Source organism: Nocardioides daedukensis (assembly GCF_013408415.1).
Classification (GTDB): domain Bacteria; phylum Actinomycetota; class Actinomycetes; order Propionibacteriales; family Nocardioidaceae; genus Nocardioides; species Nocardioides daedukensis.
Genome location: NZ_JACCAA010000001.1, coordinates 2,034,304 through 2,058,678, shown reverse-complemented (window position 1 = coordinate 2,058,678; position 24,375 = coordinate 2,034,304). Strand labels below are relative to the sequence as shown.

The window sequence follows — 24,375 nt, the reverse complement described above, 5'->3', positions numbered from 1 at the left end:
CACCGATGAGCATCGCCCAGAGCGCCCGCGCGAGCATCCTCGACCGGATCCCGCGCCCCGACCTGGCGCCCGCGCGCGCCCGGGTCGCTGGCGTGACGGGGCGTGCCAACGAGTGGGTCGCGCCCGCCGGCTGGGTGGCGATCGTGGCTGCCGTGCTGGGCATCGTTCTCGGTTTCAGCCAGGGCTGGACCGAGCTGCGCGTCCTCGGCCTGGTCTGCCTGGTCCTGCTGCTGCTCGCCCTGGTGTGGGTGCTGGGCCGGACCAGCTACGAGGTCGACTTCGACCTGCACCGCCAACGCGTCGTGGCCGGTGAGACGGCCAGCGGTCGGGTCGTGATCCGCAACCGCGGACGGCGAGCGCTCTTCCCGACCCGGATCGAGCTCAACGTCGGCAAGGGCCGGGCCCACTTCATGCTGCCCAGCCTGGCCCGCGACGAGGAGCACGAGCAGCTCTTCGACGTGCCCACCCGTCGCCGCGGCGTGATCACCATCGGCCCGGTCGCCTCCGTGCGCAGCGACCCGCTGGGACTGCTGCGTCGCACCCAGCGATGGGCCGACTCCGTCGAGCTCCACGTGCACCCGGTGACGGTCCCGCTGGCCAACGACAGCACCGGGTTCATCCGCGACATCGAGGGCGTGACCACCCAGGAGCTCTCCTCGAGCGACGTGTCCTTCCACGCGCTGCGCGAATATCAGCCCGGCGACGACCGGCGCGCGATCCACTGGCGCACCACGGCCCGGGTCGGTCGCCTGATGGTGCGCCAGTTCGAGGAGACCCGGCGCGCCCACCTGCTGGTGGTGCTGCCGACACACCTGGACGACCACGCCGACGAGGCCGACTTCGAGTCAGCCATCTCGGTGGCCGCCTCCCTGGGCCGGCATGCGTTCTCCCTCGAGCGGCAGGTCAGCATCTACACGTCCTCGGGCCTGCTCGTCTCCTCGACGGGCCCCTTGATGCTGGACCGCCTGGCCGAGCTCGAGCCCGCCTCCCACCAGATGACCCTGCGCGACCTGGCCGCCCGGGCGATCGGCGCTGTACCGCACGCCTCGGTGGTCGCGCTTCTTGCCGGAGCCCGCTGCGACCTGCGCGACCTGCGCGGCGCCGACAAGGCCCTACCGCCGTCGGTGTCCAGCTTCGCGGTGCGCTGCGACGCCGGCTCACCGCTGGCACATCGCCGAATCGGTGACCTCACCGTCCTCGACGTGCCCGACGTCCGCGCCCTGCCCCGCGCTGTGCGGAGCCTGCGATGAGCACCGGGACCCACGCACACGTCGACCACTCCCGCTCCGCGTTCACCGGCGGAACCACCCGCCGGGCGGCGCCGTGGCAGTCCCCGACCGTACGCCGTGGCGCGGTCGACGTGGCCGCCGTCGCGGTGCTCCTCAGCCTCGGTGCGATCGGGTTCGGGCCGGTGTTCGGCGGCCATCACGGCCACCTGGCCGCCCTCGGCGGAGTGCTCCTCGGGATCACGATCGGGGTGCTGGCGGCGTGGCGGAAGTGGAGCCGGCTGGGCACCCTGCTCGTTGCGATGGTCGGCTATCTCCTGCTTGGTGGTGCGCTGGCCCTGCCGTCGACGACGATCGCCGGCTTCGTGCCCACCATCGAGACCGTCCAACGGCTCACCTTGTTGTCGTGGCAGGGCTGGCGTGACCTGCTCACCGTCGCCCTGCCTGCAGGACAGTTCGACGGCCCCGCGGTGGTCCCGTTCCTCAGCGCGCTCGTGACGGCCACCATCGCCACGAGCGCCGTACTGCGCCTCGTCACGCTGCGCTGGGTGCTGCTCGTCGGCCTGGCCGCGCCGAGCGTGCTGCTCCTGGTCGGCATCCTGTGGGGCTCCCACTCCGCCCCGCTTGCCACGCTGCAAGGGGTGTTGTTCGCGGCGGTCGCGCTGGTGTGGACCTCGTGGCGCTCCCAGCTCGGTGACCCGCGCGCGCACGCGATCTTCGGCCGGTCCGCCCGCCACACCCGGGTGCCGCGACTCCGGCAAGCGGCCCTCGCCGGAGCTGCCCTGCTGGCTGCCTCGGCAGTCGTCGTTGGCTCGTTGGCCTGGCTGGCTCCGCACCCGGACCGCAACGTCCTGCGCGACCACATCGTCCCGCCGCTCGACCTGCGCGAGCATCCCAGTCCGCTGACCCTGTTCCGCCACCTCTCCGCAACGCTCGAGGAGGAGACCCTCTTCACCGTGCAGGGGCTGCCCGACGGTGCCCGGGTCCGGCTGGCGGCGATGGACGTCTATGACGGTGACGTCTACAGCGTGAGCGAGTCTTCGGCTGCGTTCTCCCACGCCGGCGAGACGATCCTGCCCGGCGAGTTCTCCGACGAGCAGGCCGCCATCGACCGGGTCACGTTCAGCATCGAGAACTACTCCGGCGTCTGGCTGCCGGGTGGCGGTGACCTGCGCGGCGTCGACTTCACGAGCGACGGGGCCGAGCGCTTGGAGGCGGGACTGTTCCACAACCCCGCGACGGGCACGGCCCTGACCACGGCCGGCGTCGAGGAGGGGACGACGTACGCCGTCGACCTGGCGCGCACGCCGGTGCAGGACGCCGCACTCGGCAAGGACCTGCCGCTCGACCTCGTGCCCGACAGCTCGTTCCGGATCCCGCGCAGCCCGGCCCGGGTGGACGCGGTCGGCAACACGCTGGCCGACTTCGTGGCGGACGCGGTCACCCCGCTGGAGCAGCTGCGCCAGATCGAGAGCACCTTCCGGCAGGACGGCTTCTTCGCCAACGGCACCGACGAGGGCATCCCGTCGTACGCCGGTCACACGATCACCCGCATCGCCCAGCTGCTCGAGGGGAAGTCGAAGCAGATGATCGGCGACGACGAGCAATATGCCGTCGCCTTCGCGCTGATGGCCCGCGAGCTCGACCTGCCCGCACGGGTGGTGATGGGGTTCTACCCGGACAAGGGCTCGGATGCCGGCAATGTCCCGGTGGCGATCACCGGTGACGACGCGCACGCCTGGGTCGAGGTGCGCTTCGAGGACGTCGGTTGGGTGACCTTCGACCCCACCCCGCCCGAGGACCAGACCCCCGAGGTGAACACCCCGGAGCCGAACCCGCGCAACGAGCCGCAGGTGCTGCCGCCCCCGGACATCCCAGAGGAGCGTGACCCACGCGAGCCGCCGCGCGCCGAGTCCGAGGTCGATCACAAGGACGACGCCGGTGCCGTCGCGACGATCGTGAAGTGGGTGCTGCTCGGCGTCGGGGTGTTGGCCCTGCTGCTCCTGCCGTTCGTGTTGATCGCCTGGCTCAAGATGCGCCGGCGCAAACGACGCCGTACGGCGCCCAGGCCGGCCGACCGGATCAGCGGTGGCTGGTCCGAGGTGGTCGACCTGGCCACCGACCTCGGGCACGACGTACCCCCGCAGGCCACCCGAGTCGAGGCCGCGATGACCCTCGGTGACCGGATCCCGACCGGTTCGGGACTCACCATGGCCAACCGGGTCGACTCGCACGTCTTCGGAGTGCCCGAGCCGACCGACGTGGAGGTGGAGGCGGTCTGGACCGCGGTCGACAGCCTGCGCGGTGAGTTCCACGAGAATGCGAGCATGTGGCAGCGGCTGCGCGCGCGGTTCTCGCTGCGCTCCCTGGTGGCCGGGCGCAGGGCGCGGCGCCAGGAACAGGCAGCGAGGCGGTAGGGATGGCACCAGACAGTGGGTCGGTGAGCGCGGTGATCCTCGACGTGTGCTCCGGGGCCGCCAGTGATGTCGGCGCGGTCCGGGAGGAGAACCAGGACGCGTACCTGGTGCGCGATCCGGTCTTCCTGGTCGCCGACGGGATGGGTGGTCATCGCGACGGCCGGCTCGCCGCCGACCTGGTGGTGGCAGCTTTCCGCGACGCGCCGTGGTCCAGGTGGGCCACGCCGCAGGTGCTCGGAGCCGCCGTCGCGGCGGCCGGCCAGGAGGTGCGTGCGCTGGCACCCGGTGACGGACGTGCTGCTGGTGTGGGAGCCCCCGGTGCCACCGTGTCCGGCGTTGCCTTGGCCGACCACGACGGCGTGCCCTCGTGGCTGGTCTTCAACATCGGCGACTCACGGACCTACCTCTTGCGTGGCGAGACGCTCAGCCAGGTCAGCGTGGACCACTCCGAGCTGCAGGGACTGATCGAGCAGGGACTCAGCACTGCCGAGGCCGAGCTGCACGGTGACGCGCACGCCATCACCAAGGCCATCGGGGCCGGTCTGCACTCCACCCCCGACCCGGACCAGTGGCTGGTCCCGGCGCGGGTGGGGGATCGGATCCTGATCTGCTCGGACGGACTGACCGGGGAGCTCAGCGATCCGCTGATCACCGCTCTGCTGATGGCCTACGAGGACGCCGGTGCGGCGGCCGAGGAGCTCGTCGCCGCAGCCGTCCGCTCGGGTGGGCGGGACAATGTCACGGCCGTCGTGATCGACGCCGTCACCGTCGCGGCCGCCTCGCCGGAGCTGGCCGACTGGACCGACCCGCTCGGCGGTCACACCCGGCCGAACGTTCCGGCTCCGGGACTCGGGGTGGACGCGTGACCTCGACCTGGACCCTCGGCGAGCACCACGGCCTGGCCTGGCCGTCGGGGATCGCGCTGCTCGACGCACGGATCGAGGCGGCCACCGTGAACCTGCTCTGGGAGCGGGCCGCGGGAGCAGGGCCTGCGGGAGTCGAGCAGCTCGGCGACTTCCTGACCCTGTTGGCCGAGGTGGTCGGCAACGGCCTGCTCGGGCTACCGGACTTCGCGGTGGCGGTCTCCTCCGGACCCGCTGCCGGCACCCTCGGCGCGGACGCCCAGCTCGCGGCCCGCGGCCGGTTCCGGGTGCATGCCCGCGCGCAGGGCGAACAGGTCGAAGTCTCCGGGGAGGGCGTGACCACCTGGGCCGAGAAGCGGGTACGCCGGGCGACCGGCGTGGTGCTGTCGGTGGCTGGCCCCGTAGCTGGCCCCGCGGCGGGACCAGTCGGGGTGCGTGAGGCGGGAAACGCTGCGGGTCTGGTGCTTGCCTCGGGCGTGGTCCCGGCTGGGACCATCGCGCTGGGCGCGGTGGGTGGCTCGGCTGGTGCTGGTTCGGTGGGTGTCCCGTCAGGTTCCGGTGTGCCCGGTGCCGGCTCAGCTCGTGTTGGCCCGGCTGGTGCTGCGCCCGGCTCCGCGCCGGATCCCCAGCCGCCTGTCCGTCCGGACTTCATCTCCGAGGTGCCCGGCTTCGTGCGGACCGGCCCGTCCAGCTCGTCGACGGGGCCTGCCTCGTCCCGCTCCGTCCCGTTGTCGACCTCATCGACCTCATCGACCTCATCGGCCACGCCGGTCTCGTCGATGCCCCCGGCCGCATCGACTCCACCGCCTCCGCCATTCGACCCCGCCTCGGCCCACTCGCCATCGCTCGAGCTGGAGACCCAGTGGTCCGGCGACCACGACGGCGAGACCATCGCCCGTCCGCCCGGGGAACGGGCCGCGTCGGGTGCCGAAGGCTCGGGTGCACCGGCTCGTCCGGCGCCCGGACCAGTTGCGACTACGCCACCGGGAGCACCGGGAGCCGGGCAGCTGCTCGCCGTACTCTGCAGCTCCGGCCACGCCAACCCGCCGCAACGTCCCACCTGCCGGGTCTGCGGTGTCGCGCTGGGCGCAGCCCCGACCCGAGTGCCCAGGCCAGCGCTGGGCACGGTGATCGCGGTGTCCGGTGAGTCCTTGCCGCTGACCGGACCGGTGGTGATCGGGCGCGCCCCGCAGGCCGCCAGGTTCACCGGCACCGAGGCACCGCGGCTAATGAAGCTCCCGCACCCGCACATCTCCTCGAGCCACGTGGCGCTGCGGATCGAGGACTGGAACGTGCTGGCGGTCGACCTGGGGTCGACGAACGGGACGTTCCTGCGCCGCAACGGGCGACCGCCCTTCCGGCTGTCCGACACATCGCACCTGCTGGTGCCCGGGGACGTGCTCGACCTCGGCCACGGGGTGCACCTGAGATTCGAGGAGCTGCCGTGAGCCGACCGAGCGGTCCGCCGCCGATCCTGCCCGGCTTCGAGTTCGTGAAGATGCTGGGCAGCGGAGGGTTCTCCGACGTCTATCAGTACGAACAGCTCGGCCTCGGCCGCAAGGTCGCGGTCAAGGTGCTGTTGACCGACATCCACGATGACGTCCAGGCCTCCTTCGCCGTCGAGGCCAACGTGATGGCGCAGCTGTCGAACCATCCGGCGATCGTCAGCGTCTACCAGGCCGGGACCACCCTGGACGGCCGGCCGTTCCTGGTGATGGAGCACTGCCCACCCCCGCACCTGGCTGCCCGGATGCGGCAGAAGCCGCTCTCGGTGGGCAAGGCGCTGGACGTGACCATCCAGCTCTGCGGCGCGGTCGAGACCGCGCACCGGCTGGGGATCCTGCACCGCGACATCAAGCCGGCCAACATCCTGTTCACCGAGTTCGGTCGGCCCGCGCTGACCGACTTCGGCATCTCGGTCACCACCGGACGTGCCGGCGCCGGCGAGGGCATCGGCGTCTCGGTGCCGTGGGCCCCACCGGAGCAGTTGAGCGCCGGTGTGCCGATGGGGCCGAGCAGCGACGTCTACGCGATCGCCGCGACGCTGTGGGCCTCCTTGGTCGGGCACTCCCCGTTCCACGTCGCCGGGGGCGCCAACGACTCGGTGTCGATGAGTGCGCGGGTCCGGAGCATGCCGCTCGCGCCGAGCCGTCGCCACGACGTACCGGAATCGCTCGAGCGGGCACTGCGCACCGCGATGGCCAAGTCGCCGCACGAGCGCTATGACACGGCGCTGTCCTTCGCCCGGGCGCTGCAGGGCATCCAGGCCGAGCTGCACCAGTCGGTGACCACGATCGACGTCCTCGACCAGCAGGTCGAGGCGCTGGAGGAGGACGCGCCGAGCGGCACCCGGGTCAGTGGGTTCGTCTCCATCGATCCTGAGGCGCCGGCCGCGGCTCGACCCGGTTGGGGTACGCCGCTCCCGGCCGCTCCGGCAATGCCACCGCCCGAGCCGGGATGGGACGCGTCCGAGTCCTCCCTTCCGTTGCCGGAGAACGACGCAACGCGGCTGCGCGCGCGGCCCACCCAGGAACCGACCGGGGCCGGCACGGGACCGGGTACGCCGCGTTACGACGTACCGCCTGCTGCTTCGGCACCCGGGGGCTTTGGCTCGCGCGGGGTCCAAGGGGCACACGGTTCACCCGGCGCCCACGATGCATCTGGTGTGCCCGGCGCGCCGGCGCCGCGCAGCCGGGTGCTCGCGATCCTCGTCGGGCTGGTCGTGATCGCCATCGTCGCGGGCGTGGCGATCTGGTTCGGTACCCGCTCACCGGATGCCACCGATCAACCGACGGCACCGGAGCGGAAGGCCGACCCGGTCGACCCGATCGGTCCTGCCGGGCCCCTGGAGCCCACCGACGTCGTGGTCCAGCGGGAGGCGTCTTCGTTGACGGTGAGCTGGACCAACCCGGACCCCCAGGACGGCGACACCTATCTGCTGCACCTGCAGCAGGACCCGGCCGCCCTCGACCTGTCGCCGAAGGGCGCGGTCGAGAGCAAGACGACGAAGATCGTGCTGCCGAGCGACGGCGAGGCGTGCGTGACGGTGCGGACGGTGCGCGCATCGCAGCAGTCCGAGCCGGTCCTGAAGTGCGACCTCGGCGCAGGCTAGGCTGGCGCCCGACCTGTGCTGTGACTTGAGGAGACAATTCGATGCCCATCGCCACCCCCGAGGTCTACGCCGAGATGTTGGATGCGGCCAAGGCCAAGTCCTTCGCCTACCCGGCGATCAACGTCTCGTCGTCGCAGACCCTGAACGCGGCACTCAAGGGCTTCGCCGACGCCGGCTCGGACGGGATCATCCAGGTCTCGACCGGTGGCGCCGAGTATCTCTCCGGCCCGTCCGTGAAGGACATGATCACCGGCTCGGTCGCCTTTGCCGCCTACGCGGCCGAGGTCGCGAAGAACTACCCGGTCAACATCGCACTGCACACCGACCACTGCCCCAAGGACAAGCTGGACGGCTTCGTCCGCCCGCTGCTCGCGATCTCTGCCGAGCGCGTGGCCCGCGGCGAGGCACCGCTGTTCCAGTCGCACATGTGGGACGGCTCGGCCGTGCCGCTGGAGGAGAACCTCCAGATCGCCGAGGAGCTGCTGGCCGCCTGCGCCGCCGCGAAGATCATCCTCGAGGTGGAGATCGGTGTCGTCGGTGGCGAGGAGGACGGTGTCGCCAACGAGATCAACGACCAGCTCTACACGACCCCCGAGGACGCGCTCGCGACCGTTGCCGCGCTCGGTGCCGGCGAGAAGGGCCGCTACATGACCGCGCTGACCTTCGGCAACGTCCACGGCGTCTACAAGCCCGGCAACGTGAAGCTGCGTCCCGAGATCCTGCGTACTGCCCAGGACGCGGTCGCCTCGCAGCTCGGACTCCCGGCCGGCTCCAAGCCGTTCGACCTGGTCTTCCACGGGGGCTCCGGATCGAGCGCCGAGGAGATCGCCGCGGCGGTCGACTTCGGTGTGGTCAAGATGAACGTGGACACCGACACGCAATATGCCTTCACCCGCCCGGCCGCTGCCCACATGTTCGCCAACTACGACGGTGTGCTGAAGATCGACGGGGAGGTCGGCAACAAGAAGGCCTATGACCCGCGTGCCTGGGGCAAGGCCGCCGAGGCCGGGATGGCCGCCCGCATCGTCGAGGCGTGCGAGAACCTGAGCTCGGCTGGCACCTCGCTCTCCGCCTGACCCATCCCCGTACGCGCCCCCGGCGCCGCGCATCGAACCCGGACGGCCTCCGGGCTGATGTCACTGCGTCAACACTGCCGGGTCGAGGTGTTTCGGGGTCCCGCCGCGCCCGCGCGTTACATGGGCTTGGTGGCGCGTGCCAGGCGTCCGGCGCGTGGGTGGGTGCTGCCTCAGGTGCGGTCGTGCGTGGGCGCGGTGAAGAACAGCACCGCCACGAGTCCGACCAGGAGCATTGCCGGGGGCAGGAGCATCGCGTCGGACATCGCCAGGCTGAAGGGATCGTGCACCGCCGACGGCAGTGCCTGGCCCATCGAGGCCTCGGGGCTGGCCGAGACTCCGGGAAGGTGCTTGGCCAGACGGGCATCCATCAGCACCGCGATGGCTGCAGAACCGAGCACCGCGCCGACCTGGCGCGTGGTGTTGTAGACACCGGCACCGGCGCCGGCGAGGTTCAGCGGCAGGTTGCGGGTCGCGGTGGCGGTCAGAGGTGCCCAGACAGCCGCACTGCCCGCGCCGAGCAGCGCCATCGGCAGGACGAAGTCCCAGGCGGAGGCGCCGGGCTCCATCATGAGCGAGGTCCACAGGAGTCCTCCGGCGGCGGCCAGGAAGCCGATCGTGGTGATGTTGCGCGGGTGCACCCGGTCGATCAGCTTGCCCACCGGCGGGGCCAGCACGATGCTCATGATCGCCATCGGGACCAGCAGCATCGCAGCCTCGGTCGGGCTCATCCCGAGCACCAGTTGGGCATAGAGCATGAACGGGAAGCCGATCGCGGTGATCGCGAACGACATCGTGGAGATCGCCACGTTGGAGACCGAGAAGTTGCGGTCCCGGAAGAGTCGCAGCGGCACCAGCGGCTCCTTCCGGTTGCGCGACTGCCAGAACAGGAAGATCGCCAGCACGACCAGACCGAGGATGATCAGCCGCCACACGGTGATCACGCCGGTGATCGTGCCCCAGTCGTACTGGTGGCCCTCCTGGATGCCGAAGACCAGGCAGAACATGCCGACCCCGGAGAGCGCCACGCCCAGCCAGTCGAAGGAGTGCTGGTGGGTCGGCAGGGAGGGGACGAGCTTCATCGCCAGGAAGAAGGCGACGATCCCGAACGGGATGTTGACGAAGAAGACCCACTCCCAGCCGAGAGAACCGACCAGGACGCCACCGAGGATCGGGCCGACCAGCGTCGCCACTCCGGCAGTCGCGCCCCACAGGGACATCGCTTGGCCGCGGCGGGCGGCCGGGAAGATCCGGGTGATGATCGCCATCGTCTGCGGAGCCATCATCGCGGCGCCGAAGCCCTGGAAGGTGCGCGCCGCGATCAGGTCCTCAACAGTGCCGGTCAGCCCGCACCACAGGGAGGCGAGGGTGAACACGGTCAGCCCGGTGAGGTAGAGCCGCTTGGGCCCGAACCGGTCGCCGAGCCGGCCGGTGATCAGCACCGGCACCGCATAGGCCAACAGGTAGGCGCTGGTCACCCAGACGACCGAGTTCACCTCGGCGTCCAGCTCACGCATGATGTCGGGCGTCGCGACGGTCACGATCGTCATGTCGACGAGGATCATGAAGAAGCCCATGCAGAGCGCGAAGAGTGCCGGCCAGGGGCTGGTGCCCTCGCCCTCCACTGTCGCAGCGGAAGTCGTCTGCGTGCCCGGTCCGGGTGGTGTCGTTGTCACGAAGACAGTCAACACCCTTGCACTGACTAACCATTCCCCAGAATGTGTGCGGCTCTTGCTTTCCGTGTTGGAAAGTGATTGAGTTTCCGACATGGAAAACGAAAGTCGGCCACCGGTCCACGAAGAGCAGGCCAGGGCGGCACTCGCGTCGATCGGCGCGGCCCGCGCCGGACTGGCTGACCGGCTGGTGACGCCGTGGTACTACCACCCGGTGCTCGGCCTGCTGATGGCCGTGATGGTTCTGTTCTACGGCCTCGAGCGCTTCCACGGCTCACCCCTGCGCATCCTGGCTGCGCTCGGCGTCATCCTGGGCAGCCTCGGCCTGACGACCTACTATGCGCATCGCACCGGCATCGCCGTGACCAAGCCCCTGGGCCGTCGAAGCAAGGCGATGATGGTGGTGATGATGGTCGGCCTGGTCGCCCCGCTGCTCTGGCTCCTGATCACCCAGCCTGGCGATCCTTGGGTCTTCGGTACCGCGCTCGTCATCTTCTGCTTCACGGTGGTCATCGGCCGGGGCTACGACGCTGCCCTGCGTGCCGACCTCCGGGCGGGCACCCCAGGAGCGGGCACCCCAGGAGCGGGCACCCCAGGCGCGGGCACCCATGACTGAGACGCCCCCCGGACCCAGGTTCGACGAACTGATCCACGCCCCCAACCGCCTCCAGATCTGCGCACTGCTGAACACGGTAGACCGAGCCGAGTTCGCAACCATCCGGGACTCGCTGCGGGTCGCTGACTCGGTGGCGAGCAAGCACCTCAAGGTGCTGGCCGACGCGGGCTACGTGACGATCACCAAGCCCACCGGCGAGGGCAGGGTGAGGACCTGGGCGCGCCTGACGAAGGCGGGACGTGACGCCTTCGCCGGGCACGTCCTCGAGCTCCAGCGCCTCGCCTCCGGGGGCGGCCCGACGCAGGACTGAGCCAGGACTGAGCGAAGACCGGCCCGGACCCGGGCGAGAACTGGGCGAGAAATCCGTCCGGACTGAGCGTGACGGGCTGTTCGGAGTTGTTCGGACTCCGCCCGAACGGCAAAAATCGCCACCAGCGCTGACTAGCGTTGGTTCCAACGCCTGGGCGGTCTGCCGAGTGTCGCGCAGGGGACGACACCCCGCGACCGCACCAGGCGTCGCATGGCAGGCTGGGCCCATGAGCCACATCGACCTGATGGCGGGACCCCCGCCCACGCACCTGCCCGTTGACCCCGCCGCCGCCGAGCTCGAGGCCGGCACCGCGCCGAGTGACGTCGTACGTCGTCACCCCGAGTCGCCGGCCGCCTGGGCCGCACTTGCCGCCGAGGCCAAGGAGCAGGGCGCCGACGACGTCTCGGTATATGCCTACGCCCGGGTCGGCTACCACCGCTCGCTGGACATGCTCCGCCGCAACGGTTGGAAGGGTCACGGACCGGTGCCGTGGGAGCACGAGCCGAACCGCGGCTTCCTGCGCGCCCTCGCCCTGCTCGCCTCCAGCGCCAAGGCGATCGGCGAGGAGCCCGAGTGGGAGCGCTGCTCGACGTTCCTCAAGGACTCCAGCCAGACGGCGTACGACGAGCTGCTCGGCTGAGTCGTCGGCTGCGGATCAGCGGGTGAGCAGGGCCAGCACGATCGCCAGCACCAGTGCGGCGATTCCCAGGGCGAGTGCGGGCGTGCCCACGGGCGCCCACCACGCTCGGTGACGGCCCTCACCCCGCCGATCCGCGGCACCGGCCACGAACGGGTTGAGTGCGGGTCGGCAGTCGGCCCGGTGTCCGGCATTGTTCGCGCTCATGGTGGTGGAACGGCCGAGACCGGCATCCATGACGCCGGTCCGGCAGATCAAACCGGACCCGGACTCAGCCACCCAGCAGGGAACGCACCTTCTCCGCGCCGAGCGCCACGATCAGCGTGGGCAGCCGCGGGCCCTTGTCCTTGTCGACGAGCAGGTTGTAGAGCAGCGTGAAGAACGCCTTCTGGTCGGCCTTCACCTCGCCGGTCGGCGCATCCTCGATGGCCAGCCCGCGAGCCAGCTTCGGCACGCCGTAGACCACCGCGGTGACCTCGTCGAGCTCGAGCGAGCCCGGCAGGTTGTCCAGCAGCAACCGGATCCACTCGGCCTCGTTCTCGCTGAGCGCGGCCAACCGCGCGGCGTCCGGGGCGGTGCGGACCGTCGTACGGTCCTCGACCGGGACGAACTCCGCGGTCCACTGCATCGCCCGGTCCAGGCGCGGCTGCAGGTCGTCGACCGAGTCGTGGGGATTGCCGACGCGCGAGATGACCTGGCTGATCAGGTCCGCCGAGCCGGCGGTGACGTCGGCGACGGAGGCCAGCGTCCGGAACGGTACGACGACCTTCGGCGTGGGCAGGGTGCCGGCGGAGACCGTCGCGCTGGCGCGCTCGAAGGCCAGCACCTGGGCGTCGCGCTTGTCGGGGTTGGCCGCCTTGCGGGCCAGCGCGTCCCACTCGTCGTAGAGCCGGACCACGTCGGGTCCGAACTCGACGTTGAAGGCCTGCTTGGGCTGCCGGCGGACGTAGAGCCAGCGCAGGATCGGGGCCTCGAGCACCTTGAGCGCGTCGGCCGCGGTGGGCACGCCGCCCTTGGAGGAGGACATCTTCGCCATCCCCGCGACACCGACGAACGAATAGCCGACGAACGAGGGCGCGCGGCCGCCGTACACGGCCTTCACCAGTTCCTTGCCCACCGTGTAGGAGGAGCCGGGCGAGGCGTGGTCGACGCCGCCGGGCTCGAAGTTGACGCCCTCGAAGGCCCAGCGCATCGGCCAGTCGATCTTCCAGACCAGCTTGCCCTCGTCCTGGGTGGCCACGTTGGTGATGCCCTCGAAGGAGCAGGCCTGGCAGACGTAGGCGAGGTCGGTGGACTCGTCGTCGTAGCCGGTGACCGTGGTGGTGTCCCGACCACAGGCACGGCACCAGGGCTTGTAGGGGAACCTGGCCAGCAGGTCGTCGCCGGTCGGCTCGTCGTCGGCGGTCACCGAGTCCTCGAGCGCGGCTGCCTCCTGCTCGGACTCGGCCACCGGGGGAGCGGCCTTGGTGCGATAGCGAGCGAGCACCTTCTCGATCAGCTCGCGGTTGCGGATCGCGGTGAGGATCTGCTTGCGATAGGCGCCGGACTGGTACATCGCGGTCTGCGAGATCTCCTCCATCTCGACGCCCATCTCCGCCAGCGCGGCCTGCAGCGGCTCCTTGAAGTGCGTGGCCCACGAGTCGTGGCACTCCCACGGATCCGGGACCGCGGAGAGCGGGCGGCCGATGTGCTCGCTCCACGACTCGTCGACACCGGCCGGCACCTTGCGGAAGCGGTCATAGTCGTCCCACGAGTGCAGGTGGCGTACGTCGAGCCCGCGGCCGCGCAGCTCCTCGGCGACGAAGTGGACGGTCAGGAACTCGCGCAGGTTGCCCAGGTGGATCGGGCCCGAGGGACTGGCGCCGGAGGCGACGGTGATCTTGGTGGCGCCTTCACCTGCATGGCGAATCGCGTCGTCGGCGGCCCTGGTCACCCAGTCCGCGGGGGTCTGCTGCTGTCCTCGTGCCATGCGGCCACGCTATCGCGGGTGGCTGGTGTGTGATCTGAGTCTCTGGCAATCTCGGTGCATGGAGTCCCTTGCTCGTGGTGAGACCGACGTCCCCCTGCTCGACGAGACCATCGGTGCCACCTTGGCCCGCACGGTCGCCGCCCACCCGGATCGCGAGGCCCTGGTCGAGGTGGCCAGCGGAACACGGTGGACCTGGCGCGAGTTCGACACGGACGTGGACCGACTGGCGAGAGCGTTGATGGCAGCGGGTGTGGACGTGGGTGACCGGGTCGGGATCTGGGCGCCCAACTGTGCGCAGTGGACCCTGACCCAGTTCGCGGCGGCGCGGATCGGCGCGATCCTGGTCAACATCAACCCGGCCTATCGCACCCATGAGTTCGCCTATGCGATCAACCAGAGCGGCGTGTGCCTGCTGATCTCGGCCGTCGAGCACAAGACGGCCGACTATCGGGCGATGGTCTCCGAGTCCGCACCCGAGACCCCGACCCTGGCCCGCACCGTGTTCATCGGGACCGACGACTGGGATGCGCTGCTGGCCGAGGCCGACCAGGTCAGCCAGGAGCAGCTGATCGAGCGCGCTGGCTCGCTGACCCCGGATGATGCGATCAACATCCAGTACACCTCCGGCACCACCGGCCGCCCCAAGGGCGCCACGCTCAGCCACCGCAACATCCTCAACAACGGCTACTTCACCACCGAGCTGATCAACTTCACCCACGAGGACCGACTGGTCATCCCGGTGCCCTTCTACCACTGCTTCGGGATGGTGATGGCCAACCTCGGCTGCGTCAGTCACGGCGCGACGATGATCATCCCCGCCCCTGCCTTCGACCCGGCGGTGACGCTCGCAACCATCGAGGACGAGAAGGCCAGTGCCGTCTACGGCGTGCCCACGATGTTCATCGCGATGCAGAACGACCCGAGCTTCGCCGAGCGCGACCTGTCCACCCTGCGCACCGGGATCATGGCGGGTTCGATCTGTCCGGTGGAGGTGATGAAGCACTGCATCAACGACATGCACATGGAGCAGGTGTCGATCGCCTACGGGATGACCGAGACCAGCCCGGTCTCCTGCCAGACCCGCGCCGACGACGACCTGGACCGTCGTACGGCCACGATCGGTCGGGTGCATCCGCACGTGGAGTTGAAGGTGGTCGACCCGGTCACCGGTGACACGGTGCCCCGCGGCATGCCCGGCGAGCTGTGCACCCGTGGCTACTCGGTGATGCTCGGTTACTGGCAGGACCCGGAGAGGACGGCCGAGGCGATCGACGCGGACGGCTGGATGCACACCGGAGACCTGGCCGAGATGCGCGAGGACGGCTACTGCAACATCGTCGGGCGGATCAAGGACATGGTGATCCGCGGTGGCGAGAACGTCTATCCCCGCGAGATCGAGGAGTTCCTCTACACCCATCCCGACATCGAGGACGTGCAGGTGATCGGGGTGCCGGACGCGAAGTATGGCGAGGAGCTCTGCGCCTGGGTCCGCCTGCGTGCCGGCGCCGATCCGCTCGATGCCGCCGCGGTGCGCGCCTTCGCCACCGGCAAGCTCGCCCACTTCAAGATCCCGCGCTACGTGCTGGTCGTCGACGAGTTCCCGATGACCGTGACCGGCAAGGTCCGCAAGGTGGAGATGCGCGAGGTCACCTCGCGCGAGCTCGGCCTGGGCTGAGGGCTGTGTTGGCGTCTGGGCTGACGGCTGGGCTGACGGTTGGGCCGGCTCAGCGGGTGAGTCGGTAGGCCCCGGGCTCCACGTGCCACGTCCGGCGGGTCTCCGGGCCGGAGATCTCGCCGTCGGCGCTGGCCCAGAACGGCTCGCCGGTGATCGTCACGGTGGTGCCGCGCACGCTGACCACGTCCTCGTGGTCCTCGTGCTCCCCGCGGGACAACAGCGCCGCGAAGCTGAGCCGGGAGAGCTGCCCGACCGCGCGCGAGACCATCACGTCGATCTGGCCGTCGGTCGGGTCGGCGTCCGGGTTGAGCGTGGTCCCGCCCCCGACGTCGGAGGAGTTGCCGACGGCGACCATCAGCACCCGGGAGTCGAAGTCGTTGATGACCTCGCCGTCGACCTCGACCTTGAGGCGTACGACGTGCGGGCGCAGCGCCGCCATCGCGGCACCGATCGGGTAGCCGAGCTTGCCCAGCCCGATCGGGCCGATCCGCACCTTGCCCAGCACCGACTTCACGCCGGCGCCGAGTCGACCGGCCTGGGCGGAGGCGCCCACGTGCACGTTGTTGACGACGATGTCGCCGAACTCGTCGACCAGCAGGTCGGTCGGGGTCGGGGTCCCGTGCAGGACGACCTTCGCGGCCTCGGCCGGATCCATCGGGATGTCGTTCCCGCGGGCGAAGTCGTTGCCGGTGCCGAGGGGGATGAGGCCGAGCACCCGGCCCTCGAGCTCGTGCCGCCGGTGCAGGGCCGCGACGACTGCGTGGATGCTCCCGTCACCACCGGCCACGACGATGCGACGCGACGCTGCGCGGTGCAGCACGCCGTCGAGCTCACCGGGGTTGCTGGTGGCCGCCACCTCGACGGACGTCGAGTCGCGAAGGACGTCGAGGGCCGCCTCGAGGCTCGCCTCGTCGGCGCTGCCTGCATCGGAGTTGGTGATGACCAGAAGTGGATCCACGATCCGCGACAGTACCCCCTTGTTTGGTAGCGTGTGGTTGCAAGAGCCCGATCAGCACTTGCGTCGCTGACGGGCTGTTGTCATGTTTCGGCTCCTGATGAGCCGCGACGGACGACCGAAGCCCCACACGGATCCCCGGGGCCCGATCTGGATGGAGCGTGACCCATGCCCGCAATCGTTGTTCTCGGAGCCCAGTGGGGCGATGAAGGCAAGGGCAAGGCGACCGACCTGCTCGCCACCCAGGACACCGCAATCGACTTCGTGGTGCGCACCAGCGGCGGCCACAACGCCGGCCACACCATCGTGGTCAACGGCGAGAAGTTCGCCACCCACCTGCTGCCCAGCGGCATCCTGACGCCCGGCGCGAAGAGCGTGATCGCCAACGGCGTCGTGGTCTCGCCGGAGGCACTCTTCCGCGAGCTCGACGGCCTGATCGAGCGCGGTGTCGAGGGGGTCGAGGACCGGCTGGTGGTCAGCGCGAACGCCCACGTCATCGCGAGCTACCACACCACCATCGACAAGGTCACCGAGCGCTTCCTGGGCAAGAACAACATCGGCACGACCGGCCGCGGCATCGGGCCGGCGTACGCCGACAAGGTGAACCGCCTCGGCATCCGCGTCGCCGACCTCTTCGACGAGAAGATCCTCACCGCGAAGATCGAGGGAGCCCTCGAGATCCGCAACCAGCTGCTCACCAAGGTCTACAACCGGCGCGCGGTCGAGGTGGACGCGGTGCTCGAGGAGCTCCTGCAGTACGCCGACCGCCTGCGGCCGATGGTCGCCGACACGTCGCTGATGCTCAACCGGGCGCTCGACGAGGGCAAGACCGTCCTGTTCGAGGGCGCCCAGGCCACGATGCTCGACGTCGACAACGGCACCTACCCGTTCGTGACCAGCTCGAGCCCGGTCGCCGGCGGCGTCTGCACCGGTGCCGGGGTCGGTCCGACCCGCATCGACCGGGTGATCGGCGTGATCAAGGCCTACACCACCCGCGTCGGCTCGGGTCCGTTCCCGACCGAGCTCTTCGACGAGAACGGCACCCGGCTGCAGACCCTCGGCGGGGAGATCGGTGTCTCCACCGGTCGCACCCGGCGCTGCGGCTGGTACGACTCGGTGATCGCGCGTTATGCGGCTCGCATCAACGGCCTGACCGAGTTCTTCCTGACCAAGCTCGACATCCTCGGCGACTGGGACGAGATCCCGGTCTGTGTCGCCTATGAGATCGACGGCAAGCGGGTCGACGAGATGCCGATGACGCAGACCGAGTTCCACCACGCCAAGCCGATCTTCGAGACCTTCGAGGGCTGGAAGTCCGACATCTCCGGATGCCGCACCTTCGAGGAGCTGCCGACGCAGGCGCAGGCCTACGTCAAGGCGCTCGAGGAGCTCAGCGGCGCCCCGTTCTGGGGTGTCGGCGTGGGCCCGGGCCGCGAGCAGACGATCGTCGTCAACGGCTGAGCCGAGGAGTGCACCGGCCGGGGCCCCGGGTCGACCTGACGGTGCGGGCTACTCCTGCACGCTCTGCCTGGTGCCGATGTCGCCGGGGTTGAGGCCCTCGACGTCGAGCCAGGAGGTGGGCGCGGCGAAGCGCTCGCCCTCGGAGATCCAGACATAGATCGCAGCGGTGACTGCATCAGGCCCGGCCGTCGCTCCGAACAACGCATAGAGCACGGCGACGTCGTCCTTGCCGTCCCCGTTGACGTCAGTCACGGAGGCCCCGTTCACCCCGGGATACTTGAAGCCCAGCTGGTCTTCGCGGTTGCCCGGGCTCTGTCCCCAGGCCTTCGCGGCGCTCCACCCCGTGTCGCTCGCCCTCAGCACCCGGATGACCGGCCCGTCGGTCTCGCCGGGAGCAAAGGCGAGCTCGTCCTGACCGTCCCCGTCGAAGTCACCGGACCGAGCCAGGCCGACGCCGGCGTCGGCGACCTTGCGCGGCTTCCCGACCACCCGGAAAGTTGCCGCGTCGGAGATGAGCAGCTGCGCGGTCGAGTCGGTCTTGGTGCCCTTCTTCGACTCGTCCCAGTCGCCGGGGGTCACGCGGGCCAGGTCGTCGCGTCCGTCTCCGTCATAGTCACCGACGATGAAGTTCTCGCCGCCCGACCCGGACAGTGTCCCGGAAGCCCAGGCCTCCGCGGACAGCCAGACGTCGGGTGCCTCGGAGCCGTCCTCGGCTGGCATGAAGCGTGGGGCGCCGTCCTCGCGATCGAGGTCCAGGTTGGTCCAGACCGCGATCTTCCCGGCTCCGTCGTGCCGTCGGAAGTCGCCGCTTGTGCCGCCGTAGGCCAACGCGATGTCCGTGGCCCCGTCCCCGGTGAAGTCGCCGGCATGGGCGCCGAGGAAGAAGGTGTCCGCGGGCAGCCGCAACGCGAACTCGACCCCGCTGCCGTCGGCCGGGATGAATTCGATGATGCCCTTGCGCTCGACCGATTCCCGGACCAAGTAGGGCTCGGCCTGCGGATCGTCGTCGAAGTTCGCGACCAGCAGCTGGCCCCCGGGGTCGAGCGTGGGAAGCCGCGACCCGGAGTCGGACGCTCCGGCCCGGGCGGGCTCCATGTCCAGCTTCGTGCCGTCGGAGTGGTGCAGGAACAGTTGTGTCGTGGGATCGACACCGGTCTCGTCGGTCGGAGTCCAATAACTGGCCAACACGTCGCCGTACCCGTCGCCGTCGAAGTCGGAGGTCACTGGTGCCCCGCCCGAAGTGCGCGAGGGAGCGTCGACGTCTCGCGCGCTCTGGTCGGTCGTCCGGCCCTGGTCCCGCCACGGCGTGGTCGACAGCGCCCACGTGACACCACTCGCGGCGATGATCAGGGCGAGGACGCCGGCCACCGCGGCGCCCCGCCTGCGGTTGCGGCGGGCGGCGCCGGTGGACGGTGACGTGCCGGCGCCGATTCTCTTCTGCGGCCGGTTTGCGGGTAGGGCCGACAGGCCGCCCGCGGTCGTGACGGCGGTGGCGGGGGAGACCTGTGCGCTGGGTGGCCCCAGGCGGGCCAGGCCGTCCCGCATCGCGGCGGCGTTCGGGTAGCGCTGGCTGGGGTCCTTGGCCATCGACCGGGCCAGGACGGTGTTCAGGCCGGCGGTGAACGAGTCGTGACCGGCCAGTTGAGGCACCGGTGCCTGTTGGTGGGCGAGGGCGACCTCGAGATCGGAGCCGACGTACGGCGTGGTCCCGACCAGCATCGCCCACAGCAGGCAACCCAAGGCATAGATGTCGCTGCTCGGGGTGCCCGGGCCGCCGTGTCCGCGTTCGGGGGCGAGATAGGCCCAGGTGCCGGAGACCGAACCGGTCAAGGTGAAACCCTCACTGTCGGCCTGAGCGATCCCGAAGTCGCACAGGTAGGCGTGTGGGTTGGCCAGATCCCCGTCACGCAGCAGCACATTGCCGGGCTTCACGTCGCGGTGCACGACGCCTGCGCGGTGAGCGTCGTGGAGCGCGTCCGCGACCTGAGCAGCGATCCGGCAGGCGACGGTCGCCGGCAGTGGTCCGCCGCGACGGAGGAGTTCGCCGACGTCTCCACCGCCGATGAACTGGGTCGAGATGTAGGGGGTGCCGTCCTGCTCGGCGTGGTCGAAGATGGTGATCACATGTGGTGAGTCGAGCCTGGCCAGGATTGCCGCCTCGCGGTGGAAACGTCTCCGGAACTCGTCGGAGCCGGCCAGTCGCGCGGAGATCACCTTGAGCGCGACGTCCCGGCCGAAGGTCGTGTCGGTGGCGGCGTAGACCACGCCCATCCCGCCGAAGCCGATCTGGCGATCGATGCGGTAGCGGCCGAACTGCTCACCGGGCTGGGGGAAGACGTCGCTCATAGCAGACCCTTCGGGCAGCCCGCTGTGGTGTCGGGTGTGAAGGTACAGGCGTCATAGCTCGGCAGGGGCGGAGGATTGGGGAGGGGGAGTTGGAGGTCGTCGCGGTCGACGACGGTTGCCATTGCCTCGCGGTCCACGATCGCCTCCTGCTTCGCCTCCGCCAGGGTGAGTGCCACTGGGAGGTCGTTGATCACCTCGGTGAAGGTCACCTCCGGTCTGCCCGTCGTCGGGTCGGGCGGGAGGGTGACCATGTGCACGACCGTCCCGCTGGGATTGATCCGGGTCCACGTGTCGGTCAGCACGGTGCCGGACTCGGAGGTGAACTCCTCGCAGGTGTGATCCTTGTCGATCGTGCTGTTTCGGCACTCCAACGGCGCCACGTCCGGCGGGGCATGGGCGACGGTCAGGTTGAACTCGTGATCGGTCCCCTCGAGACTGCCCGGCTGCGACCACCAGTTCCCGGTGTCCCACTCGTCCGCCTCCAGTTTGCGGGGCAATCCGTCGACGATGTTGCCGGGTTCGGTGCTCCAGGAGCGTGAGTAGGCGTCCCCCAGCACGGTCTTTTCGGGGAAGGCCTCCTGTGCGACCTCCTTCAGCAGTTGCGCGGTCGGGTTGTCATAGACGTCCCCCTCGGTGGCTGGTCCAGGAGTGCCATCGCGGGGGCCCCACACGACCACCGCGGTCACCACTGCGCCGATCAGCCCGCCGATCAGCACGACGGCTGCGGCGATGACGAGCCCTACCCGGGTCCCGCGCCGGCGCTGGGCCGGCGGTGGGTGCGGCGCGCCATCCGGCCTCGGCTCACGGGTGGGGGCCGACGCGGCATACGGTGCCGGCCCCATCGCGGGGGGCGTGGGCTGCGCGGGGGCCGTGGGCGGCGCGGGGGCCGTGGGCGGCGCGGGGGTCCTGGGCTGCGCTGCGGCCGTCGGCTGCGCGTGGAGCTGGCCGTTGCGCTGCAGAAGCATGGCCACCTCGCGCGCGCTCGCGAAGCGTTCGGCCGGGTCCTTGGCCAGGCAGCCCGACAGAACGGCGTTCGCACGACGTACGTCTGCCGAGTCGCCCACGAGGCGCGGGATCGGTGCGTTCAAATGTGCTTGCGCGACCGACAGATCGCTGCCCTGCCACGGCGGACGACCGGTCAGGCAGGCCCAGAACACACACCCGAGTGCATAGAGGTCGGTGGCAGCGGACGGGGCCGCGCCGTTGAGTCGCTCGGGTGCGAGGAATCCCAGCGGGTCTGCCGCGGTGCGGGCCTCGGGTTCGACCAGGGCTGCGGTCGCCGACAACAGCACGAACGGGGGAACAACGTCGGGGTCGCGCACCAGCACCGACCCCGGCTCCACACGACCGTGGACCACCCCGGCCTCGTGGAGCGCGGCCAGGGCCAGGGCGACCTGAGCCACGACCGCAGCGGCCGATTCGTGAGGCAGCGGGCCCCGGGCCGCGATCAGGTCGCCGATCGGGTCCCCGTCGACATGACGGGTGGAGAGAAACAGCCGGTCCCCGGCGCGTCCACTCGCCAGCACCGAGGGGACGTGGGGCGAGTCGACCCGGGCCACAGCGTTGGCCAGGGCAGTGAAGGCGGCCTCCTCGTCAGGACCGGCCCCGGCCACTGTCAGCACCAGGTCGACGCGACGCTGCAGCCGCAGCTCCGTGGCACCCCAGGTCTCCACTCCGGCCGTCGCCGGCATGAGCCGTTGCTCGAGTCGGTGGCCAGCGACCACATCCCCGGTCTTCATGGGAGTCCGCTCCGCTCGACGCCCTGGGTGCGAACGTCGAAGCCCACGCCGACCCTCCCGATCCGGTCCTCGGTCAGACGGGTGCCGAACCGTCCGCCAGGAGTGGGGGACTGGCTCACTTGAGCCCCTCGGGGCAGGTCGGCGGCGGGGTGCCGAACCCGTGCGTGCAGGTCGAATAGCTCGGAAGTGCGGGCTCCTCGGCCGCCGGGGGGAAGGCCAGATCGGGGTCCTCCACGATCGCCTTCATCTCGACCAGGCTGAGCCGGAACTGTCCCTTGATCTCCTCGTAGTCGGTGCCGGGCGGCAGATTGGCGATGGTCTCCGAGGCCACCACCTCCGGCTTGCCGGCATCAGGGTCTGCCAGCACGACCACGCGATGCGTCATCAGGTCGCGGTCACCGTTGAAGAACCAGACCGCGACACCACGGCGCCCATCGGTGCGGGCGCTGAACTCCTCACACTCCGCCATTCCGGGCTCGGTGAACTCGCCACAGTCCCAGGCGAACGCGCCGTTGTCGTCCGGTGGTTGCTGGGAGACGTGGATCGTGAACTCGCGGTCACCCTCGAAGGCGCGCACCGACCAGGCGGTCGCCGACTCCACCCATTTCTCCTGGGGCAGGAACCTGGGCTTGCCGTCGACCAAGTTCTCCGGCTGAACGCTCCACGAAGTCGCCGCCGCCGGTCGGATCCGGGTGTTGTTCGGGAACGCGTCGCCTGCAGCGCCCTGGAGGACGGACGCCTGACGCTTCGCCGTCTCCAACGGGTCCGCGCCCTTGGGCTCGAAATCCTTCTCGTTGAGCTGGACGATCACCGCCACGGCCACGGCTGTCACCAGCATGAGCACGGTCAGGGCGCCCAGCACCCTGAGCAGGATCGACTGTGCCCCACGCGGGTCGGGCCCACCTGAGGGTGTGCCTGACGACGGTGGCAGATGAGTGCCGGAGGAATGTGGGATGGCCATGTCAGGGGTCATCTTGCCGCACAGGTGAACGCCGTACACCTGATCCACGCCGAGGCCGTTAGGATCGACGCCCGTGAAGACTCTCGTGATCGGAACCGGTGGCCGCGAGCACGCGCTCGCCAAGGCACTCGCCCAGGACCCGTCCGTCACGCAGGTGCACGCTGCTCCGGGCAACCCCGGCATCGCCGCGGTGGCCACGCTGCACGAGGTCGACCCGATGGACGGTGCGGCGGTGGCCGACCTGGCCGAGCGTCTCGGCGTGGACCTCGTCGTGGTCGGTCCCGAGGCGCCCCTGGTGGCTGGCGTCGCCGATGCCGTGACCGGTCGCGGCATCGCCGTCTTCGGGCCCACCGCCGCGGCTGCGCAGCTCGAAGGATCCAAGGCGTTCAGCAAGGACGTGATGGCCGCCGCCGGTGTGCCGACGGCGCGCTCGTTCACCTGCACGACGCCTGAGCAGGTGGCTGCGGCACTCGACGAGTTCGGTGCGCCCTACGTCGTCAAGGACGACTCCCTGGCAGCGGGCAAGGGCGTCGTGGTCACCGCCGATCGCGCCGAGGCCCTGGCCCACGCCGCGACCTGCGGCACCGTCGTCATCGAGGAGTTCCTCGACGGCCCGGAGGTATCGCTCTTCGCGGTCTGCGACGGCGCCACGGCACACCCGCTGCGTCCGGCACAGGACTTCAAGCGCATATTCGACGGCGGCCGCGGCGCGAACACCGGTGGGATGGGGTCCTACTCGCCGTTGACCTGGGCGCCGGCCGACCTGGCGGAGCAGGTGATGGTCACCGTCGTCGGGCCCACCCTGGATGAGATGGCACAGCGTGGCACGCCGTTCCGCGGCTGCCTCTACGTCGGTCTCGCGCTCACCGAGACGGGGCCGCGGGTGATCGAGTTCAACGTGCGGTTCGGCGACCCCGACATCCAGCCGGTGCTGGCCGCCCTCGACTCCGGTCTGGGTGAGCTGTTGCTGGCTGCGGCTAACGGTCGCCTCGCCGAGATCGACGCGCCACGCTTCCGTGACCAGGCCTCGGTGACGGTGGTGCTGGCGTCCGCCGGCTATCCGGAGTCCTCGTCCAAGGGCGACGTCATCTCCGGGGTCGAGGACGCGGAGGCCGTCGAGGACGTCGACGTGATCCATGCCGGTACGGCGATCGCGGACGGCTCGCTGGTGACCGCAGGCGGACGCGTGCTCGCCGTGCGTGCCGTGGGTGCTGACGTCGCCGATGCCCGGGCCCGTGTCTATCGCGCAGCCGAGCTGATCCGGTTCGACGGGATGCAGCGTCGCTCGGACATCGCCGCCGAACCGCTCGGCGTGGTCGAGGGCGCCTCGATCCTGGGCTAG

20 protein-coding genes are annotated in these 24,375 nt (G+C 70.3%); 12 read left to right on the top strand and 8 right to left on the bottom strand.

The features are described from left to right. Positions 1-5 precede the first annotated feature (5 nt). Genes BJ980_RS10210 through fbaA form a run of 6 tightly spaced genes read left to right on the top strand, consistent with a single transcriptional unit; the run spans position 6 to position 8,694 of the window. Positions 6-1,250 carry a DUF58 domain-containing protein gene (locus BJ980_RS10210; protein ID WP_179502189.1) on the top strand — a complete coding sequence of 415 codons (1,245 nt, stop codon included), beginning with the start codon at positions 6-8 and terminating at the stop codon, positions 1,248-1,250. After that, positions 1,247-3,643 (top strand): transglutaminase-like domain-containing protein, encoded by a 2,397-nt coding sequence (locus BJ980_RS10205; protein WP_179502188.1) that lies wholly within the window; start codon positions 1,247-1,249, stop codon positions 3,641-3,643. The genes BJ980_RS10210 and BJ980_RS10205 overlap by 4 nt, the downstream gene beginning before the upstream one ends. A 2-nt stretch (positions 3,644-3,645) precedes the next feature. Beyond that, on the top strand, positions 3,646-4,509 hold the full coding sequence (locus BJ980_RS10200) for a PP2C family protein-serine/threonine phosphatase (RefSeq protein ID WP_179502187.1): 864 nt from the start codon (positions 3,646-3,648) through the stop codon (positions 4,507-4,509). Beyond that, positions 4,506-5,954 carry an FHA domain-containing protein gene (locus BJ980_RS19450; RefSeq protein WP_179502186.1) on the top strand — a complete coding sequence of 483 codons (1,449 nt, stop codon included), beginning with the start codon at positions 4,506-4,508 and terminating at the stop codon, positions 5,952-5,954. Before BJ980_RS10200 ends, BJ980_RS19450 begins: the two co-directional genes overlap by 4 nt. Further along, positions 5,951-7,618 carry a protein kinase domain-containing protein gene (locus BJ980_RS10190; RefSeq protein ID WP_179502185.1) on the top strand — a complete coding sequence of 556 codons (1,668 nt, stop codon included), beginning with the start codon at positions 5,951-5,953 and terminating at the stop codon, positions 7,616-7,618. Before BJ980_RS19450 ends, BJ980_RS10190 begins: the two co-directional genes overlap by 4 nt. 41 nt (positions 7,619-7,659) lie before the next feature. Continuing rightward, entirely contained in the window at positions 7,660-8,694 is a 1,035-nt protein-coding gene (fbaA, locus tag BJ980_RS10185; protein ID WP_179502184.1) for a class II fructose-bisphosphate aldolase, read from the top strand. A 170-nt stretch (positions 8,695-8,864) separates the two neighbouring features. Here the strand turns inward: fbaA and BJ980_RS10180 are convergent, their stop codons facing one another. Beyond that, complete coding sequence (locus BJ980_RS10180) at positions 8,865-10,367, bottom strand: DHA2 family efflux MFS transporter permease subunit (RefSeq protein WP_343047772.1); 1,503 nt, start codon at positions 10,365-10,367, stop codon at positions 8,865-8,867. 91 nt (positions 10,368-10,458) lie between these two features. Here BJ980_RS10180 and BJ980_RS10175 point away from each other — a divergent pair, with 91 nt between their 5' ends. The 3 genes from BJ980_RS10175 (at position 10,459) to BJ980_RS10165 (ending at position 11,930) form a co-directional block, all read left to right on the top strand. Next, positions 10,459-10,980 carry a hypothetical protein gene (locus BJ980_RS10175; RefSeq protein ID WP_179502182.1) on the top strand — a complete coding sequence of 174 codons (522 nt, stop codon included), beginning with the start codon at positions 10,459-10,461 and terminating at the stop codon, positions 10,978-10,980. After that, on the top strand, positions 10,973-11,290 hold the full coding sequence (locus BJ980_RS10170; RefSeq protein WP_179502181.1) for a winged helix-turn-helix domain-containing protein: 318 nt from the start codon (positions 10,973-10,975) through the stop codon (positions 11,288-11,290). The genes BJ980_RS10175 and BJ980_RS10170 overlap by 8 nt, the downstream gene beginning before the upstream one ends. Before the next feature lie 226 nt (positions 11,291-11,516). Then, the gene (locus BJ980_RS10165; protein WP_179502180.1) at positions 11,517-11,930 is read left to right on the top strand and encodes a DUF3151 domain-containing protein; all 414 of its coding nucleotides are present in this window, start codon (positions 11,517-11,519) and stop codon (positions 11,928-11,930) included. Between the two features lie 15 nt (positions 11,931-11,945). Here the strand turns inward: BJ980_RS10165 and BJ980_RS10160 are convergent, their stop codons facing one another. Both BJ980_RS10160 and lysS read right to left on the bottom strand, forming a co-directional pair. Continuing rightward, on the bottom strand, positions 11,946-12,164 hold the full coding sequence (locus BJ980_RS10160; RefSeq protein ID WP_179502179.1) for a hypothetical protein: 219 nt from the start codon (positions 12,162-12,164) through the stop codon (positions 11,946-11,948). 34 nt (positions 12,165-12,198) lie between these two features. After that, positions 12,199-13,896 (bottom strand): lysine--tRNA ligase, encoded by a 1,698-nt coding sequence (gene lysS, locus BJ980_RS10155; RefSeq protein WP_179502178.1) that lies wholly within the window; start codon positions 13,894-13,896, stop codon positions 12,199-12,201. Positions 13,897-13,954: 58 nt separating this feature from the next. On the opposite strand from lysS, the gene BJ980_RS10150 reads away from it, so the two are divergent. Further along, entirely contained in the window at positions 13,955-15,571 is a 1,617-nt protein-coding gene (locus tag BJ980_RS10150; RefSeq protein ID WP_179502177.1) for an AMP-binding protein, read from the top strand. A 49-nt stretch (positions 15,572-15,620) separates the two neighbouring features. Here BJ980_RS10150 and BJ980_RS10145 read toward each other — a convergent pair whose 3' ends face one another. Continuing rightward, positions 15,621-16,529 (bottom strand): diacylglycerol/lipid kinase family protein, encoded by a 909-nt coding sequence (locus BJ980_RS10145; RefSeq protein WP_343047771.1) that lies wholly within the window; start codon positions 16,527-16,529, stop codon positions 15,621-15,623. A gap of 165 nt (positions 16,530-16,694) precedes the next feature. Between BJ980_RS10145 and BJ980_RS10140 the strand changes: the two genes are divergently transcribed. Next, entirely contained in the window at positions 16,695-17,987 is a 1,293-nt protein-coding gene (locus tag BJ980_RS10140; protein WP_179502176.1) for an adenylosuccinate synthase, read from the top strand. A 48-nt stretch (positions 17,988-18,035) separates the two neighbouring features. Here BJ980_RS10140 and BJ980_RS10135 read toward each other — a convergent pair whose 3' ends face one another. Genes BJ980_RS10135 through BJ980_RS10125 form a run of 4 tightly spaced genes read right to left on the bottom strand, consistent with a single transcriptional unit; the run spans position 18,036 to position 23,033 of the window. After that, complete coding sequence (locus BJ980_RS10135; protein WP_179502175.1) at positions 18,036-20,333, bottom strand: serine/threonine-protein kinase; 2,298 nt, start codon at positions 20,331-20,333, stop codon at positions 18,036-18,038. Further along, on the bottom strand, positions 20,330-22,072 hold the full coding sequence (locus BJ980_RS10130; protein WP_179502174.1) for a serine/threonine protein kinase: 1,743 nt from the start codon (positions 22,070-22,072) through the stop codon (positions 20,330-20,332). The genes BJ980_RS10135 and BJ980_RS10130 overlap by 4 nt, the downstream gene beginning before the upstream one ends. Next, complete coding sequence (locus BJ980_RS19285; protein ID WP_281363722.1) at positions 22,069-22,191, bottom strand: hypothetical protein; 123 nt, start codon at positions 22,189-22,191, stop codon at positions 22,069-22,071. Before BJ980_RS19285 ends, BJ980_RS10130 begins: the two co-directional genes overlap by 4 nt. Further along, positions 22,188-23,033 (bottom strand): hypothetical protein, encoded by an 846-nt coding sequence (locus BJ980_RS10125; RefSeq protein ID WP_179502173.1) that lies wholly within the window; start codon positions 23,031-23,033, stop codon positions 22,188-22,190. The genes BJ980_RS19285 and BJ980_RS10125 overlap by 4 nt, the downstream gene beginning before the upstream one ends. A gap of 73 nt (positions 23,034-23,106) precedes the next feature. Here BJ980_RS10125 and purD point away from each other — a divergent pair, with 73 nt between their 5' ends. Continuing rightward, a complete protein-coding gene (gene purD / locus BJ980_RS10120) occupies positions 23,107-24,375 on the top strand; it encodes a phosphoribosylamine--glycine ligase (RefSeq protein WP_179502172.1) in 1,269 nt (422 codons plus the stop codon).

Coding starts and splice junctions, on each gene's coding strand:
- BJ980_RS10210 (WP_179502189.1), top strand. CDS start 6: ATGAGCATCGCCCAGAGCGCCCGCGCGAGCATCCTCGACCGGATCCCG.
- BJ980_RS10205 (WP_179502188.1), top strand. CDS start 1,247: ATGAGCACCGGGACCCACGCACACGTCGACCACTCCCGCTCCGCGTTC.
- BJ980_RS10200 (WP_179502187.1), top strand. CDS start 3,646: ATGGCACCAGACAGTGGGTCGGTGAGCGCGGTGATCCTCGACGTGTGC.
- fbaA (WP_179502184.1), top strand. CDS start 7,660: ATGCCCATCGCCACCCCCGAGGTCTACGCCGAGATGTTGGATGCGGCC.
- BJ980_RS10175 (WP_179502182.1), top strand. CDS start 10,459: ATGGAAAACGAAAGTCGGCCACCGGTCCACGAAGAGCAGGCCAGGGCG.
- BJ980_RS10170 (WP_179502181.1), top strand. CDS start 10,973: ATGACTGAGACGCCCCCCGGACCCAGGTTCGACGAACTGATCCACGCC.
- BJ980_RS10165 (WP_179502180.1), top strand. CDS start 11,517: ATGAGCCACATCGACCTGATGGCGGGACCCCCGCCCACGCACCTGCCC.
- BJ980_RS10160 (WP_179502179.1), bottom strand. CDS start 12,164: ATGGATGCCGGTCTCGGCCGTTCCACCACCATGAGCGCGAACAATGCC.
- lysS (WP_179502178.1), bottom strand. CDS start 13,896: ATGGCACGAGGACAGCAGCAGACCCCCGCGGACTGGGTGACCAGGGCC.
- BJ980_RS10150 (WP_179502177.1), top strand. CDS start 13,955: ATGGAGTCCCTTGCTCGTGGTGAGACCGACGTCCCCCTGCTCGACGAG.
- BJ980_RS10140 (WP_179502176.1), top strand. CDS start 16,695: ATGCCCGCAATCGTTGTTCTCGGAGCCCAGTGGGGCGATGAAGGCAAG.
- BJ980_RS10135 (WP_179502175.1), bottom strand. CDS start 20,333: ATGAGCGACGTCTTCCCCCAGCCCGGTGAGCAGTTCGGCCGCTACCGC.
- BJ980_RS10130 (WP_179502174.1), bottom strand. CDS start 22,072: ATGAAGACCGGGGATGTGGTCGCTGGCCACCGACTCGAGCAACGGCTC.
- BJ980_RS10125 (WP_179502173.1), bottom strand. CDS start 23,033: ATGGCCATCCCACATTCCTCCGGCACTCATCTGCCACCGTCGTCAGGC.